General features: G+C 74.1%; 11 protein-coding genes. 2 read left to right on the top strand and 9 right to left on the bottom strand.

The annotated features are described in order from the left end of the window. The first annotated feature begins 8 nt into the window (after nucleotides 1–8). Nucleotides 9–2,180, top strand: coding sequence for a protein kinase domain-containing protein (locus ACY0MR_RS22830; protein ID WP_473555018.1), 2,172 nt, complete (start codon nucleotides 9–11; stop codon nucleotides 2,178–2,180). Nucleotides 2,181–2,272: 92 nt separating this feature from the next. Continuing rightward, nucleotides 2,273–4,372 (top strand): serine/threonine-protein kinase, encoded by a 2,100-nt coding sequence (locus tag ACY0MR_RS22825; protein ID WP_473555016.1) that lies wholly within the window; start codon nucleotides 2,273–2,275, stop codon nucleotides 4,370–4,372. 49 nt (nucleotides 4,373–4,421) lie between these two features. On the opposite strand, the gene mycP is transcribed toward ACY0MR_RS22825, so the two are convergent. From mycP to ACY0MR_RS22780, 9 genes are all read right to left on the bottom strand, one after another. Further along, entirely contained in the window at nucleotides 4,422–5,651 is a 1,230-nt protein-coding gene (gene mycP / locus ACY0MR_RS22820) for a type VII secretion-associated serine protease mycosin (protein ID WP_473555014.1), read from the bottom strand. A gap of 17 nt (nucleotides 5,652–5,668) precedes the next feature. Beyond that, entirely contained in the window at nucleotides 5,669–7,192 is a 1,524-nt protein-coding gene (locus ACY0MR_RS22815) for a WXG100 family type VII secretion target (protein ID WP_473555011.1), read from the bottom strand. 44 nt (nucleotides 7,193–7,236) lie between these two features. Beyond that, on the bottom strand, nucleotides 7,237–7,674 hold the full coding sequence (locus ACY0MR_RS22810; RefSeq protein WP_404082851.1) for a hypothetical protein: 438 nt from the start codon (nucleotides 7,672–7,674) through the stop codon (nucleotides 7,237–7,239). A gap of 168 nt (nucleotides 7,675–7,842) precedes the next feature. Next, complete coding sequence (locus ACY0MR_RS22805) at nucleotides 7,843–10,167, bottom strand: xanthine dehydrogenase family protein molybdopterin-binding subunit (protein ID WP_473555008.1); 2,325 nt, start codon at nucleotides 10,165–10,167, stop codon at nucleotides 7,843–7,845. Next, nucleotides 10,164–11,948: a (2Fe-2S)-binding protein gene (locus ACY0MR_RS22800; RefSeq protein ID WP_473555006.1), complete on the bottom strand. Its 1,785-nt coding sequence runs from the start codon at nucleotides 11,946–11,948 to the stop codon at nucleotides 10,164–10,166. The genes ACY0MR_RS22805 and ACY0MR_RS22800 overlap by 4 nt, the downstream gene beginning before the upstream one ends. Then, nucleotides 11,945–12,820 (bottom strand): FAD binding domain-containing protein, encoded by an 876-nt coding sequence (locus tag ACY0MR_RS22795; protein ID WP_361858133.1) that lies wholly within the window; start codon nucleotides 12,818–12,820, stop codon nucleotides 11,945–11,947. Before ACY0MR_RS22795 ends, ACY0MR_RS22800 begins: the two co-directional genes overlap by 4 nt. A 225-nt stretch (nucleotides 12,821–13,045) precedes the next feature. Beyond that, nucleotides 13,046–14,725 (bottom strand): beta-N-acetylhexosaminidase, encoded by a 1,680-nt coding sequence (locus ACY0MR_RS22790; protein WP_473555003.1) that lies wholly within the window; start codon nucleotides 14,723–14,725, stop codon nucleotides 13,046–13,048. Nucleotides 14,726–14,729: 4 nt separating this feature from the next. Further along, the gene (locus ACY0MR_RS22785) at nucleotides 14,730–15,578 is read right to left on the bottom strand and encodes a carbohydrate ABC transporter permease (protein WP_388798248.1); all 849 of its coding nucleotides are present in this window, start codon (nucleotides 15,576–15,578) and stop codon (nucleotides 14,730–14,732) included. Continuing rightward, entirely contained in the window at nucleotides 15,575–16,546 is a 972-nt protein-coding gene (locus tag ACY0MR_RS22780) for a carbohydrate ABC transporter permease (protein WP_473555000.1), read from the bottom strand. Before ACY0MR_RS22780 ends, ACY0MR_RS22785 begins: the two co-directional genes overlap by 4 nt.

Raw genomic sequence — 16,546 nt, 5'->3', positions numbered from 1 at the left:
ACCTCATCATGCTGTCGCCCCTGACCCACGACGACCCGGCCTCGGTCGCCTCGTACCGGCTCCTCGCCCGCCTCGGTTCCGGCGGCATGGGCACGGTCTACCTGGCCCGCACCCCCGGCGGCCGGACCGTCGCCCTGAAGACCGTGCACGCGCGGCTCGCCACCGACCCCGCCTTCCGTGCCCGGTTCCGGCTGGAGACGGACGCGGCACGGATCATCGGCGCCCGCCACGGCGCCGCCGTGGTCGACGCGGACCCGCAGGCCGAGACCCCGTGGCTGGCCACCGAGTACGTCCTCGGCCCGCCCCTCGACGATGCCGTCGAGCTCGGCGGCCCCCTCCCCGAGCCGACCGTCCGCGCGCTGGGCGCGGCCCTCGCCGGAGCACTGGCGCAGCTGCACTCCTCGGACGTGGTCCACCGCGACCTCAAGCCCTCGAACGTCATCGTCACCGCGTACGGCCCGAAGATCATCGACTTCGGCATCGCGCGGGCGGCCGGCGACGACCACCTGACCCGGACGGGAGCCGCCGCCGGCACCCCCGCCTACATGTCCCCGGAGCAGGCGAGCGGACAGGAACACCCGCCCGCCGGCGACGTGTTCGCCCTCGCGGGCGTCCTGGTCTTCGCCGCGACCGGCCACGGCCCCTTCGGTACGGGCTCCGCCGCCGACCTCCTGTACCGCGTCCGCTACGCGGACCCCGACCTCACCGGCGTACCCGAGGCCCTGCTCCCCCTCCTGACGGCCTGCCTCTCGAAGGACCCGTCGGCCCGCCCCACCACCGGCACCCTGATCGACCGACTCCACGACGGCCACGGCGACTTCGCCGACCACCTGCCGCCGCTGCTGCTCACCGACATCGCCCGCCGGGCCACGGACGTCTGGCTCCACACGCCCCACCGCCTGCCTGCCCCGGAGGGCTCGGCGGTGACGGAGACCGCCCCCAGCAGCCCGGTCTCCCGGCGCAGGCTGCTCTCGGCGGGCGGCGCGGCACTGCTCGGGGCAGCCGGAGCGGGCGGCGGCCTGTGGGCCTGGCTGGCGTCACGGGACGCCGAGGCCCCCGGCACGGCGGGCCCCAGCGCGGGCCCCACCGCCATCCCCGCGACCACCGCCCCGGACGGCGCACCGGCCGCACTGTGGCGCGGGGACGCCCTGGACCGCGAGGAGGGCATGATGCCGCTGCTCGCCGGGGGCGTCGTGGGGTTCGCGGAGACGGGCACGTTCCGCGCGCTGGATCCGCAGAGCGGGTCGGTGCTGTGGAGGGAGCCGGCGGTGCTGAACCCGAAGCAGGTGACGACGGACGGTACGCACTTCTACGCGTCCTCCTATCCGGTCACCGGGCCGTCCGCCCTGGAGATCCGGACGCTCGCCGCCCGGACCGGCGAGGAGTCCGCCCGGACGATCCGTCTCAAGGGCTTCGAAGGGTCGACCTTCGGCACGGAACTCCTGACCGCGGCGGGCGGAGTGCTGTACGCCTCGTCCCGGCGGGGCGGCCGGGACGACGAGGACGACGACACCGGCTGGCACCTGATCGCCGTCGACCTCGCCACGGGCAAGGAGCTCTGGCGGCACCCCCACACCGACGTCAACGCCCGCCCCTGGCTGTCCCGGATCGTCGGCGACCGGCTGGTGCTCGGCAAGAACAGCGGCGACCTGAAGTCCTTCGACGTGCAGGTGCGGGACCGCCGCACCGGCCGACAGGTCTGGCGACGGAGCATCCCGCTGGAGGAGTCCCCGTCGTTCATCCCGGGCCAGCTGGCCGTCGACGACCGGCACGTCTACCTCGGCGGGGACCGCCTCAGGGCACTGCGCCTCACCGACGGGGGCGTCGCCTGGGAGTACGGCCGGGGCTCCCTCTTCGGGCTCCCCACCGTGGCGGACGGCCGCGTCCACGCCAACCAGGCCGGCCGGGGACTCGTCGTCGTCGGCGCGGACGAGGGGGCCGAGGACTGGTCGGAGGCGGCCTCGGGCCGCAGTCTGACCCCGGACCTGTACTCGGTCCCGGTGATCGGCCGGAAGTACGTGTACGCGCCGGTCCGGGGCGGCCTGAACGCGGTCGACCGGGCGACCCGGCGCTCGGCGTGGGTGTTCCCGACCGAGGCCACCCGGTACGTCACGGACCCGCAGCGCCGCCGGATCGTGGGCGCGGGGCCGTCGTCCGTCGTGGCCCTCCCCCTCGCCTGAGCCTCCGGGCACGACCGCGTCCCACCGCCCACCGCCCCGCCGCCCGCCCCTCTCGCCGCCCACCACCGCTCCCACCGACCCGGAGACCACCCGTGACCACGCCGCCCCTCGCCACCGGCGACCCGCTCCGGCTCGGCCCGTACCGCCTGCTCGGCGTCCTCGGCGAGGGCGGCATGGGCAAGGTGTACGTCGGCCGGGACGGCGACGGCGCCCCCGCGGCCGTCAAGGTCCTGCGGCCCGAACTCGCCCACGACCGGCACCTCGCCCAGCGCTTCGTCCGCGAGGCCGACATGGCGCGGGCCGTCACCAGCCCGGGCGTGGCCCGGGTCCTCGGCGCGCAGACCGAGGGCGGACGGCCCTGGATCGCGGCGGAGTTCCTCGCCGGCCCGACGCTCGACGAGGCGGTCCGGGCGTACGGGCCGCTGGACGGCCCGGCGGTCCGCGCCCTGGCCGCCCGGCTCGCCCGCACCCTGCACGACATCCACGCGGCCGGACTGATCCACCGCGACCTCAAGCCCGCGAACATCGTGCTCACCTCCACCGGTCCGCGGATCATCGACTTCGGCATCGCCCGCCCGGAACACGGCCTCACCCTGACGACGACGGGACAGATCCCGGTCACCCCCGGGTACGGCGCTCCCGAGCAGGTCCTCGGGCAGCGGGTCGGACCGGCGTCGGACGTCTTCTCGCTGGGCGCGGTCCTCGCGTACGCGGCGAGCGGCCGGCGCGCCTTCGACGGCGCGCACGTGGCGGCCGTCCAGTACGAGGTCGTACACGGCACGGCCGACCTGAGCCAGGTCCCGCCGGAGCTCCGCGAGTCGATCACGCCGTGCCTGGCGAAGGACCCGGCGCACCGCCCGCGGCCGCCGCAGGTCGCCGAGGCCTTCGCCCCGCCGAAGGGCGCGGACCGGGCGTGGCGGAAGGGCCCGCTCGCCGACGACATCAAGCGGCGCGAGACGGCGACGAAACGCCTGACCGCGCCGGCGGACACCGTCGTCCCGACCGCGCCGTCCCGGCGGCGCTTCCTCACCGGCGCGGCGGTGGGCGTCGCCGTCCTGGGCGCGGGGGGTGGCGCGGGGGCCTGGTGGCTGAGCCGGGGCGGTGAGAAGTCCCCCACGGCCGACGTGCCGGCGGCCGTGGCGGCCCCGGAGGCCGCGTTCGTCTCGCTCATCGACAGCCAGGCGGGGCAGCCGCCGGCCGCGCTGTGGGGGCCCCTCGACGTCTGCGCGCCGGTGGCGGTGCCGCCCCTCCCCGTACGGGACGTGGTCCTGGTGTACGCGAAGACGGGCGGGCTGCTCGCCCTGTCCGTGACGGACGGGAAGGAGCGGTGGAGGTCCGAGGACGTCTACGCCGCGTCCGGGTACGTCTCCGTGGCCGACCGGCTCGTCGTCGGCGTCGACAGGAGGGGCAGGCTGCGGGCGTACGTGGCCTCCACCGGCCGCGAGGTCTGGCAGATCGAGGCCGACGCGGAGGCGCTCCTCGCCGCGGACGACACCAACCTCTACTTCACGACGTCCGACGACATGCTGCGGGCCGTCGACGCCTGGACCCTCGCGCCCCTGTGGACGCGCCCGATGACGTCCCCCCGCTCGACGAAGGGCCCCGCGCGCGCGGCCACGGGCAAGGGCCGGCTCGTGGTCCACGGGTGGGACGGGCGGGTCGAGGCCGTCGACACCGGGACCGGCGAGACCGCCTGGAAGCTCAAGGGGCAGGGCACGCACGGCCAGATCCCCTCGATCAGCGGCGCCACCGTGTACCTCGGTGGTCCCAGTCTGATGGTCCGGCGTCTGGAGAGCGGGGACTTCCACTGGAAGGAGGAGACCCTCGCCTACGAGGACAAGACGGTGGGGTGGGGCAGCCCGACCGCGGACGGCGACTCCGTGTTCGCCGTCGACGGCTACGAGGCCCACCGGTTCCTCACCCGGGCCGATGTCAACCGCGCGGGCAGGGAGTGGATGGATCCGCTGGACAACGCGGGCGGTGGCGTCTCCGCTCCGGCCGTCGAGGGCGGCACGGCCTGGCTGCCGGAGACCGACGACGGCGCCGTGCTGGTGGTGAACAAGACCACCGGCGCCCGGCTGTTCACCGTGAGGATGGAGCGCCAGGGGGCCTACCGGCTGGCGAGCGACGCCCACCGCGTCTTCATGACCCGCGGCGGCCGGATCGTGGCACTGCCGGTGTTCGGGGAGTAGCACGGCGCCGCCCGCGCCGATCACCGGCGGCGCGGGCGGCGTCCGTTCCTCAGTTGCGGCGGCCCCGGAGCGCGACCACCGCGCCGCCGATCAGGACGGCCGCACCGATGCCGATGCCGATCAGGAGGGTGGCGCTGAGGCCCTCGTCGCTCTTCTCCTGCGCGGCGGGCGCGGGGGCGGGGGCGGCGGTGGACGACGCGGCCGGGGTGGCACCTTCCGGCGCGGGGCCCGAGGGAGCGGCGGACACGTTCTCTTCGAGGTCCTGGATGGGCCGGACGCCGGCCGGCCCGGGGTCGCCGGGCGTCTTCAGCGCGCGGAGCGGCCGGATGGCGCCGAAGCCGATGTAGTCGTTGCGCTTGTCGCCCTCGGTGGGCGCGGCGATGGTGTTGAGCATGACCTTCAGGACCTGGTTGTTGGTCCAGTCGGGGTGCTTCGACCAGATGAGCGCGGCGGCGGCGGAGGCGAGGGCGGTGGCGTCACTCGTACCGGTGGACGTGCAGATCCCGGCCCGGCAGGCGGTGACGGTGTCCTTGCCCGGGGCCACGATGTCCACCTGCGGACCGTACTGGGACTGGGGGATTCGGGTCAGCTTCTTGTCGATGGCGCCGACGCCGACGACTCCCGGAGTCGCGGCCGGGTACTCGGTCTTGTTGCTCTTGTCACCGGTGTTCCCGACGGAGGCGAAGACCAAGGACCCCTTGTCCAGGGCGTACTTCACCGCGTCCGTGAGTTCCTGCGATCCCGCGGTGGCACCGAGGGAGACGTTGATGACCTTGGCACCGGAATCGGCGGAGTACTTGATCGCCTGGGGAACGACGCGGTTGAACTGCTTGTCGCTCTCGGCGATGCTGACCTTCCCCGCCTCCAGTCCGGGAACGCGCACGGGCAGGATCTTCGCGCCAGGCGCGAGACCGAAGGCCCCGTTGCCGCCGTCCTTCGCGCCGGTGCCGGCGATCAGGCCTGCCATGCCGGTGCCGTGAGCGGTGTAGTCGGTGAACTGGTCGCCCGGCTCGTCCGTCGCGAAGTCCTTGCCCTCGAGCACCTGCCCGCTGAGGTCGGGGTTGCTCCTGTCCACGCCGGAGTCGACGACCGCGACGGTGACGCCCTTGCCGGTGCTGAGCTGCCAGATCTTCTCGGCGCCCATGGTGTCCAGGTGCCACTGCCGGTCGCGGACGCCCGCGGCGTGGGCGGGTACGGAAGCGATGCCCACCAGCAGCATCCCCAAGGCGGCCGAGGCGGTGACTCGGGCACGGCTCCGACGAATACTGCTGGTACGCATCTGCTTCCTCGCGCTGATCAGTCGATGACGGGCGGCGCCACGCGGCGCCCCTGCTGCCAGGTCTCCTCGTCCTCGACCAGGTAGTCGGGACGCTCTCCCTTGGTCTCCTCGCGCTCGCCGGGCTGCGTGGAGCCGCCGCGGACGAGGCCGGAGCCGCCGGGCGTGAAGGGCCGTGCGGTGCCTCCGGCCGCGGCGGCGCGCTGCGCCCGGCCGCCGACGACCCCGCCGGCCTCGCCGGCGAGCCTGCGGCCGCCGGTGATGCCGTTCTGGCCTGCGCCGGCGCCGCCCACGGGGCCGCCCATGGCGCCGCCGCCCATCGGGGCCCGGCCCATGCCCGTGCCGCGACCCGGCTCGGTGCCGATGACGGTGCTGCGCGGGAGTCCGGTCTGCGGACGTCCCATCGTGTTGGGCACGGCCTTGCCGCCGCTGATGCCCTCACGGGGGCCGCCCAGGGGACCGGGTCCGGTCGCCAGACCGCGCGGGCCGGTGGTGCCCAGCGGGTTCCGCGTGCCGCCGGTGACGGGACCGGTGGGCGGCGGTACCCCGGGGCCGCCCTTCGCCGTGAGCGGGGGCATGCCGGTCGTGGTCACGAACGGAGGCGTGCTGCCCTCCGGCTTGGTGATCGGCGGAGGGGTGCCCGGGGTCTGCGTCGTGGGTCCGGTCGTGCTCGGCGGCGTCTTCGTGTCGACGCTGTCGAGGCCGATGTCCACGGGCACGTCGGGCCTCACGTCCGGACGGACGACGTGGTTCGGTCCGGACGGGTCGCCGCTGGACGGCGGCACGATGTGCGTACCCGGGGTCGTGGGCGTATCGGACGGCGGACGCGTGATGTGCGTCCCGGTACCCGTCGACGAGCCCGTGCCCGTCGTGGACGACCTCTGGCCACCCGACGAGGGGTCGGAGGAGGCGGAGACCTCGCGGGTTCCCGCGCTCGCCGGCACGAAGTCCCCCGGCGGCGGCGGGAACGTCGGAGGCGTGAGGCTCGTCATGTTGAAGCTCGACCACTGGTAGGAGGAGGAGAGCTTCTCCATCTCGGCCGCCGCGGCCTGCTGGTTCGCCTTCTCCTTGGCCTCGATGGCCTTGAGCTCCTCGCTGGCGGCCATCTGGCTCTTGGCGTTGCGAGCGATGGTCTGCGAGTCGGGGTCGTTGCGGTACTTCTGCGCGGCCGCCAGGTTCGCCTTGGCCGACTCGTGGGAGGTGTAGCGGGGGATGGCGCTCTGCGCGGTGGCGATGGCCTCGGCGGCGTTGTCCATCCACTTGGCCGCGTCCGTGCTGAAGTCGCCGAGCGCGTGGGTCGAGCTCACGACGCTTTCGGCCCACTCGTTGAACGCCTTCTCCGCTTCGCCTTCCCACGCCACCCGGCCGGAACGGTTCTTGAGCTGGGTGGCGATGCGATGCATCTCCTCCGCAGCCGCCTTCAACCGTCCCGCCGCGTTGCCGACGTAGAACGTGCTGGCTTCGTCCAGCCACGCCAGCATCTGCTGGTGGGACATCGAGCGGAAGTCCGTTCCGCCGCCTCCGCCGCCTTCTGCGGGCCTCATCCTTCGCCTCTTCCCCGTGTCCCCGACATTCCGTCCGCTCCCTCCTACTGGAGGGAGTCGTCGCCCCCGGCCGTCTGTCCGGCCCCGTCGTCCGGAGCGATGCGGCCCGCTTCGCGGTCCGCCTTCGTCTTGGCCTCGTCGGTCCGCTGATGAATGTTGATCATCTGCTGCTTGACGTCGTCGTCCATCTGCTCGAAGCCGTCCTTGGAGGCCACGACCGCGATGCCGAGGCCCTCCAGGCAGTCACGCAGCAGGCCGGAGAGCTCCGTCAGCTGCGTGAGGACGGTGTTGTACGAGGTGTAGACCCCGGCCGCCTCGGACCAGGCGCCCTCACCGCCGCCGAACTGGTTGCGCACCACCGGGTCCGACTCCATCTTGCCCTTGTCGGCCTCGGAAGAGGTGAGCGTCTCGATCAGGCCGTCGATGCCCTTCTTGAACTCCGTCATCGACTCGGAGTTGTAGTGCACCGCCGCTTCGCTCATCGGCCGCATTCCGGACCACCCCCGTCCACGTAGGCTTCCCTGCCTGCGCTCGTCCCCCGTCGTACGGTCGAACAACCGTCCGCGGTACTGCCACGTCAGAAGTCCACTGTAGTCAGGAACGACGACAGTGCGCACCTCCGGGTTGCACAAGCAACGGGCATCACATGGTTACGAATTGGGCACGGCCACCGCGGCCTGGGGGCGGATCGGGAGGCGGTTGACCGGTCTGCCGGTCGCCGCGCGCACCGCTGAGGCCACTGCGGCCGGTGAGGTGACCACCGGGACCGCGCTCGCGGCCTTCGCGCCGAACGGCGCGACCACGTCCCGCTCCTCGACGAGTTTCACGATGCGAATGTCCGGGGCGTCCAGGGATGTCGGGAGTGCGTAGCCGGTGAAGTCGGGGTGCCGGACCAGGCCCCGGGCGGTGCGGAGGTTCTCCGTGAGGGCCGCGCCGATGCCCTGGGTGACGCCGGCCTCGATGCGGGTGGCGAGCTGGGCCGGGTTGAGGACGCGGCCGACGTCCTGGGCGACGGCCATCTCCACGACGCGTACGGCGCCGAGTTCGATGTCCACGTCCACCACCGCGCGGATCGCGCAGAACGCGAGGCCGACGAACGCGTCGCCCTGGCCCGCCTCGTCGAGCGGCTCCGTCGGGTGCGGGCGGCACTGGGCGGTGGCCCAGAGCTCCTTGCCGTCCATCGCCTCCGTGACGGTCGTCGACAGGACCCCGTCGTACGAGGTGATCTTGCCGTCGGTGATCTGGAGCAGCTCCGTCGACATGCCGAACTGGTGGGCCAGCGGCTGCAGGAGCTGCGTGCGGACCATCTTCGCGGCCCGCTCGACCGCGCCGCCCGAGACCCAGGTGTGGCGGCCGTGGGCGGCCGGTCCTCCCGGCGGCTGGTCGGTGTCGACGGGGGCCATGTGGACCTCGTCGATGCCGAGGGTGTCCTGCACGATCTGGCGGGCGAGCGTCGCGAAGCCCGAACCGGTGTCCACGGCCGCGCAGATGACCGTCGCCACCCCGTCCTGGACCCGCACCGTCGCCGTCGAGACCTCGTCGGCACCCTCCGCGCCGAGCATGTGCACCATGCCCAGCGCGTAGCCCACGCCCCGGCGGACCGCGCCGGGTTCGCCCGCGCCCTCGGGGCCGCCGGGCAGCAGCCACTCGCCCTCCGGGGTGTCCTTGGGCAGCGGGGGCAGCGGGAAGTCCCGTACGGCGGAGAGGAGTTCGGCCACCGGGGCCGGGCAGGTCACCGTCTGACCGGTGGGCAGGATGTCGCCCGTCGACATGACGTTCCGCATGCGCAGCTCCGCCGGGTCCACGCCCAGCTTCGCCGCCAGCTTGTCCATCTGCGCCTCGTACGCGGTGCACACCTGCATCGCGCCCTCGCCCCGCACATGGCCGGACGGCGGGTTGTTGGTGCGGACCGCCCAGCCCTCGACGAAGGCGTGCGGGACGACGTACGGGCCGCAGGCGAAGGCGACGGCCGCCGCGAGCGACTCCGAGGAGGAGTCCGCGTACGCGCCGGCGTCCAGCAGGATCTGCGCCTCCACCTTCACCAGCCGTCCCTCCGCGTCCGCGTGGTGCCGGTAGCGCAGCAGGGTGGGGTGCCGGTGGGCGTGGCCGAGGAAGGACTCCTCGCGGGTCGCGGTGAGCTTGACCGGGCAGCCGGTGCGCAGCGCGAGCAGGCCCAGCGGGATCTGGAAGCCGGGGTCCTCGCGGTCGCCGGTGGCGCCCGGGACGCCGGTCACCACCAGTTTGACCTGCTCGGGCGGGAGGCCGAAGCAGGCGGCGGCGAGGTCCCGGTCGGTGTGCGGGTCGGTGGAGGCGGTGTACAGCTCCACCCCGCCGTCGGGGCGCGGGACGGCCAGTCCGGCCTCGGCGCCAATCGGCGCCGGGTCCTGCCGCCCGATCCGGTACAGGCCCTCGACGACGACCTCGCCGGTGACGTCCGGGTCGCCGAAGCGCAGCGGGATGTGGCGGATCAGGTTGCCGTCGGGGTGCAGCGCCTCGGCGGCGAACGCCTTCTCCGGGTCCGTCACCGGGTCGAGCACCTCGTACTCGACGGCGATCGCGGCGGCGGCCAGCCGGGCCGTGTCGGGGTGGTCGGCGGCGACGGCGGCGATCGCCTCGCCGTGGTGGCGGACCAGGTCGGCGGCGAACACCGGCCGGTCGGCGACCTGTCGGCCGTAGGTCGCCGCGCCCGGCACGTCCGCGGCCGTCACCACGGCCCGTACGCCCGCCATGGCGATGGCGGCGCTCGTGTCGACGGAGACGATGCGCGCGTGGGGGTGCGGGGAGCGCAGGATGGCGGCCCAGAGGAGGCCCTCGGCCCACAGGTCGGAGGCGTACGGGAAGGTGCCCTCGGTCTTGGCCCGCGCCTCGGCCTGCGGGAGGGAGGTGCCGAGGCCGTGGGCGGCCGGCTCCTGGCCCGGGGTCCCGGTGCCGTCGAGGACCGGGATCGTGGGAACGGCGGTGATCGCGTCGCTCACGCCATGCCTCCGTCGTGCGGGTGGGGGATCTGGTGCGGGACCCGGGGCTCGTCGGCGGTCTCGGACGCGGTGGCCGCGGCGCTCGCCTCGCGCTCGGACACGACGTCGCGCACGGCGTCGAGGACGCCCCGGTAGCCGGAGCAGCGGCAGAGGTTGCCCGCGAGCGCCTGGCGGGTCTCGAGTTCGGTGGGGGCGTGGTTGCCCTCCAGGAGGTCGTGCACGGTCATGCACATGCCCGGGATGCAGAAGCCGCACTGGACGGCGCCGCACGCGGCCAGGGCCCGCTGCACGTCCGAGGGCTCCCCGTCGACCGCGAGGCCCTCGACCGTCCGGACCTCGCTCCCGGCGGCGGTCGCCGCGGGGACCAGGCAGGAGGCGACGAGCCGGCCGTCGACCTGCACGTTGCACGCGCCGCACTCGCCCTGCGAGCAGCCGTCCTTGGCCCCGGCGAGGCCGAGGCGCTCGCGCAGCACGTAGAGCAGCGACTCGCCGATCCAGGAGCCGGTGACGGGCCGGTCGGCGCCGTTGACCCGGAGCGTGTACGAGGTGTGGGGGTGCTCGTCGCTGTCGGTGGAGGCGGCGAGGCTCGCGCCGGACGGCTCGGCGGCGGGGGCGGGAACGGTCACGGCCGGCGCGTGCGCCTCCGCGGACTCGGCTTCGCCACCGGGCTCGGGCTCGACCGAAGGAGCCCCGTCGGGCCCGTCCACCGCCACCGGCCCGTCGGCCGCCGCGGCCCCGTCCGGCGCCTCGGCGGCCGCCGCCCCGTCGGGGTCGCCGGACGCCGCCGGGGACACCTCGGGCGCCATGGCCGCCTCGTGGAGGGAGGGACCGGAGGGGGCCGGTTCGCCGCCGGCCACCCGCTCCCCGGCCCGAGCACCCCCGGGTGCCTCGAACGCCTCGGAGGCCTCGGACGTCCCGAACGCCTCGGACGTCCCGAACGCCTCGGCCGTGTCGGCGCCGACGGCCCCGTCGGCCGCCGGGACCGGCGCGGTCCGTCCGGCCTCCGGGCCCGCGCCCGACTCCCCTGCCTCGGCGGGCACACCGGCGTCGGCACCCACGGAACTCCCGGCACTCCGGGCACTCCCGGCGCTTCCGGGATCCCCGGCACCGTCACCGCCGTCCACCGGCGGCTCCGCCGGCAGCGCCCAGGGGGCGGGCGCGCCGCCCGGCAGGGTCGCCGGGGCCTCCGCGTAGGGCCGGACGGCCGAGGCGGCGAAGTCGCCGGACTCCTCGGCGGAGCCCGCCCCTTCGCCCGCCTCGGAGCCGTCCGGTACGCCCGGGAACTCCCACTGGCCGGTGGAGCCGGGGCCGGCGGGCGCCGCCGTCTCCGTGAAGCGCCACTCGGCCGTCGCGTGCGGGTCCTGGTCGAGGTGCTCGGCGTACTCCGCCCGGCCGGGCTGCCCCGTGGCGTATCCGCCCTGCCCGGGGCCGTACCCGCCGTGGTCGGCGTACCCGGGGTGCCCCTCGTACCCGCCCTGCCCGTCGTACCCGCCCTGCTCGGCGTACTCGGTGCCGTCGAAGTACTGCGTCTGCTCCGCCTGCGTCGGGACGTGGACCGACCACGAGCCGGTCGCCGACGGGTCCGCCGAGGCCTGCGTGAGCGGCTGGAGGGGGGTGATCATCGGCGGCACGTAGCCGTGGCCGGGCGCCTCCAGGGGGACGCCGTCCAGCATGAAGTCGGGCGGCAGCTGGACGAACGCCGTGGCGTCGCCGTCGTACCCCTCGCTCTGCGGGATCGGCTCCCAGCCGCCCTCGTTCCGCTGCTGTTCGTCGCTGCTCACGCCAGTGCCCTCCCCAGTGCCCGTCGGGCGAGTGCGGCGACGGTGCGCCGCAGGTGCAGTACGGCCGGGGGCAACACCTCGTCGCCCGGCGGGTCCGGGATGCAGGCGGCGGCGACGTACTCGCCGAACGCCGCGAGCGCCTCGGGGGCGAGGGCCCGGTCGTTGTCCCAGTCGACCAGCGAGGCGATCCAGCGCTCGGCCTCCAGCGGGCGCAGCGGCATCGGCGCGACCGCGCCGACCGCGCAGCGCACTCCGCGCCGGGCCGGATCGAGGACGACGGCGACGGAGGCGGTGGCGCGGGCCGGGCCGGTGCGGCCGGTGGCCTTCACGAAGACCTGGGGGGCGTGGAGCAGCGGGACGCGGACGAAGGCGACGAGCTCGCCGGGGGCCAGCAGGTCCCGGCCGGCGAGCAGGTGGGAGACGGGGATCTCGCGGCTGCCGAGCGGCCCGAGGACGACCAGGTCGGCCTCCAGGGCGGCGAGGACCGGCAGCGAGTCGCCGGTGGGCGCGGCGGTGACGACGTTGCCGCCGAGGGTGCCCGCGTTGCGGATCTGGGGCGGTCCGGCGGCGCGGGACGCGGCGGCGAGGGCGGGGATGAGGGCGGCGAAGTCGGGGCGGCCCATGCGGGCGTGGGTGAGGCCGGCGCCGAGCAGGGCGTGGCCGTCCTGGTACTGCCAGCCGCGGATCTCGTTGATGCGGCTCAGGCCGACCAGTCCGGCGGGACGGAGCTGCCCCTTGTTGACGGCTGCCATCAGGTCGGTGCCACCGGCGACGGGGACGGCGGCCGGCATGGCCGTGAGCGCCGCCACGGCCTCGTCGAGCGAGGCGGGCAGCGTCACGGACTGCGCCGTCTGTGGTGCGTGCGTGGTCAACCCGCTGCCCCTTCCCGGTGTCCCGGTGGTCCCCGAATGTGCCCGGCGGTCGCGCCTGCGTGTGGGCGTACCGTACGTGCTCACAGGCCGGACGTGGCAACTCTGGCACATCTTCCGAGCGGTCCGGCGCGAGGGCCCGCGAAGGACTGTTCCGTCCGGGACGCCCCGACGAGTGACGGTAACTTCCGTTTCGCCGCTCTTGGGTGAAGGGGGATGTCGGGTCCCTCACACGTTCGGGGGCGTGCCCTCCAGGGGGCGTCCCAGGATCCCGGGGCGCCGCTGCCGGGGGTGGGGTCCGGCGGGCGGGCGGTAGTCCACGCCGAGGGCGTCCAGGCGTGCGTAGTGGGTGTGCATGCGGCGGGCGAAGGCCTCGTGGTCGCGCGCCTCCGGCGGGGGCAGCTCGGACCAGGCGACCTCGGCGAAGGCGGCGAGGCGGGGGAAGACCTGGTAGTCGACGCGGGACCGGTTCTCCATCACCTCGGTCCAGACGTTGGCCTGGGTTCCCAGGATGTGGGCGGCGGCCTCGGGCGAGAGGCCGGGCGGCACGGGCTCGAAGCGGTAGACGTCCTCCAGGGTGCGGACGTATCCGATGGGCACGGGCTCGTCCTCGCCGGGCGCCTGACGGTGGTCCAGGTACACGTGCTGCTCGGGGCACATGACGACGTCGTGGCCTGCCTCCGCGGCGGCGATCCCGCCGCCGTACCCGCGCCAGGACGAGACGGCCGCGCCCTCGGCGAGGCCGCCCTCCAGGATCTCGTCCCAGCCGATGAGCCGCCGGCCGCGGGCGGCGAGCCAGCGGTCGAAGTGGCGGATGAACCAGGACTGGAGCGCGTCCTCGTCGGCGAGTCCGAGTTCCCGGATGCGGGCCTGGGCGGCCGGGGAGGCCTTCCACTGGTCCTTGGGGCACTCGTCGCCGCCGACGTGCACGAAGGGGGACACGGCCGCCGGGAAGAGGTCGAGGACCTCCTCGAAGACGCCCTCGTAGAAGCGCAGGACGGCCTCGGTGGGGGCGAGGACGTTGGGGTTGACGCCCCAGGTGTCCCAGACGGTGAGGGCGGCCGTGTCGACGACGTCGGTGTTGCCGAGCTCGGGGTAGGCGGCGATGGCGGCCTGCGAGTGGCCGGGGAGGTCGATCTCGGGGACGACCCTGATGTGGCGTTCGGCGGCGTACGCGACGATCTCGCGGATGTCGTCCTGGGTGTAGAAGCCGCCGTGCGGAGTGTCGTCCCAGAGCGGCGAGGCGCGGTGGCCCCACTTGCTGCGGGCCCGCCAGGAGCCGACCTCGGTGAGTCGGGGGTGGCGCTTGATCTCGATGCGCCAGCCCTGGTCGTCGGTGAGGTGGAAGTGGAAGACGTTGAGCTTGTGGGCGGCGAGCAGGTCGAGGTGGCGCAGGACGTCGTCCTTGGGCGTGAAGTGCCGGGAGACGTCGAGCATGAGGCCGCGCCAGCCGAAGCGGGGGCGGTCCTCGACGGTGAGGTACGGGAGGTCTCGCGGGCCGCCGTCCACCGGGGCCCTGCGGTACGCCCCGGGGCCGAGGAGCTGGCGGAGGGTCTGGGCGCCCCAGAAGACGCCGGCGGGTCCGCCGCCCTCGATGACGACGGCGGCGTCGGGGTCCTCGGTGGTGAGGCGGTAGCCCTCGGGGCCGAGGTCCCGTTCCACGTCCTCGCTCACGCGCAGCCGGATCGCGTGCGGGCCGGGGCCGTCGGGGAGCGGCAGGCCGGTGGCGGCGCCGAGGACGGTGCGGAGCCAGCGGGCGGTGGAGCCGGTGCCGGGCCCGGCGTCGAGGGTGGTCCGCTCGTCGAGCGAGAAGTGGCCCGGTGAGTCCCCGCGCACCTCCTGGCGGAGGGGTGCGGGGATCAGGTCCGTGCCGGGGTACGGGTCGGTGGTCGTCGCGTCGGTGGTCATCGCGTCAGTCCTTCACCGCCCCGCCGAGTCCGGAGACCAGGCGGCGCTGTACGAGTACGAAGAAGACGAGCACCGGGACGGTCATGACGGTCGAGCCGGCCATGATGCCTCCCCAGTCGTTCTCGTCGGGCTTGAAGAAGACGAGCAGCGCCATGGGCAGGGTCGACTGCGAGGTGTCGCTGATGATGAACGACTTCGCGAAGAGGAAGTCGTTCCAGGTGGAGATGAACGAGAAGACGCTGGTGGCGACGAGGCCGGGGAAGACCAGCGGGAAGAGGATCTGCCACAGGAACCGGGTGCGGCTCGCCCCGTCGATCTGGGCCTGCTCCTCCAGTGCCTCGGGGACGGCCTTGACGAAGCCGCGCAGCATCCAGATCGCGAAGGGCAGCGAGAAGGCGATGTGCGGGAGGATCAGGGAGCCGAGGGTGTTGAGCTGGCCGGCGTCCCGCATGAGGAAGAACAGCGGGATGGTGAGGGCCTCGACCGGCACCATCTGGGCGACCAGGAACATGATCAGGAGGGTCGTCCGGAACCTGAAGCGGAACCGGGTGACGGCCGTGGCCGCGAGGAAGGCGATCAGCGCGGAGGCGAGGACGACGGTGCCCGCCACGATCAGCGAGTTCAGGAAGTACCGCCCGAACTCCTGCTGTTCGAAGACGCGCCGGAACGAGTCGAGCGACGGTGAGAGGGTCCACGGGCGGGGCTCGGTGGACTGGATCTCACCGGCCGGCTTGAAGGCCGAGAGGACCATCCAGTAGAGCGGGAAGGCGACGGCGACCGCGACGAGCAGCGTGACGGCCTCGGCGGCGAGGCGGCCGGGGCGGCGGATGCGGAGGGCGTTCGGAACGCTCACAGTTCTTCTCCCTGGCGTCGCAGGAGCCGGAGGTAGACCAGGGTCACGGCCAGCAGGATGAGCAGCATGACGACGCCGATGGCCGAGCCCAGGCTGTACTGGGAGGAGGCGAAGGCCTTCTGGTAGGCGTACACGTTGAGGACGAGGTTCTGGCCGGCGATGCCGCCGCCGTTCGTCATCACGTAGATCTGGGTGAAGACCTTGAAGTCCCAGATGATCGACTGGATCGTGACGACGACCAGGATCGGCCGGAGCATCGGCGCCATGACCGAGCGCCAGATCCGCCACTGCGAGGCGCCGTCGAGGGAGGCCGCCTCCAGGACCTCGGACGGGATGGCCTTGATGCCGGCGTAGACGGTGACCATCACGAACGGGAAGGAGCACCAGACGACTTCGAGGAGGACGAGGGCGAAGGCGCTGTACCGCCCGTACGTCCAGGAGAAGTCGCCGAGTCCGAGGAGCTTGTTGACGGGGCCGAAGTCGGGGTCGAAGAGGAAGACCCAGACCGTGGAGCCGGTGATCGCGGGCGTGGCCCAGGCGCCGAGCGCGGCCATCATCAGGACGAACCGCGGGAGGGCGCGCACCCGGGTGAGGAGGACGGCGAGGGCGCAGCCGACGGCGAGCGTGGTGACGACGCAGGCGGCGGCGAAGAGGACGGTGGCGAGGAGGACCTGCCAGAACTGGGGGTCGGCGAAGAGGGTCGTGTAGTTGCCGAAGCCCTTGAAGGAGGTGGGTTCGCCGCCGCTGACCTGGGCCTGGGTGTACTCCAGGAAGGAGATCAGGCCGAGCTGGTAGACGGGGTAGACGAGGAGGGCGCCGAGGACGGCGAGGGCGGGCAGCAGGTACAGCCAGGGGGTCCAGGGGCGGTGGCCCCGGGGGCCGACCCCGGCCCGCCGGGGGGCGGCCGGGGGCGTGGTCGCGCCCGGCCGCTTCCCGGTGGCGGTGGGCGGGGTGAGCTGGGTCGTCAT

This window comes from Streptomyces sp. JN8 (genome assembly GCF_055808075.1).
This window is presented reverse-complemented; position numbering and strand designations above follow the sequence as displayed.

Excerpts from the sequence above, each read along its gene's own strand:
- ACY0MR_RS22830 (WP_473555018.1), top strand. The coding sequence starts at position 9 with ATGCTGTCGCCCCTGACCCACGACGACCCGGCCTCGGTCGCCTCGTAC.
- mycP (WP_473555014.1), bottom strand. The coding sequence starts at position 5,651 with ATGCGTACCAGCAGTATTCGTCGGAGCCGTGCCCGAGTCACCGCCTCG.
- ACY0MR_RS22815 (WP_473555011.1), bottom strand. The coding sequence starts at position 7,192 with ATGAGGCCCGCAGAAGGCGGCGGAGGCGGCGGAACGGACTTCCGCTCG.
- ACY0MR_RS22810 (WP_404082851.1), bottom strand. The coding sequence starts at position 7,674 with ATGAGCGAAGCGGCGGTGCACTACAACTCCGAGTCGATGACGGAGTTC.
- ACY0MR_RS22790 (WP_473555003.1), bottom strand. The coding sequence starts at position 14,725 with ATGACCACCGACGCGACGACCACCGACCCGTACCCCGGCACGGACCTG.
- ACY0MR_RS22780 (WP_473555000.1), bottom strand. The coding sequence starts at position 16,546 with ATGACGACCCAGCTCACCCCGCCCACCGCCACCGGGAAGCGGCCGGGC.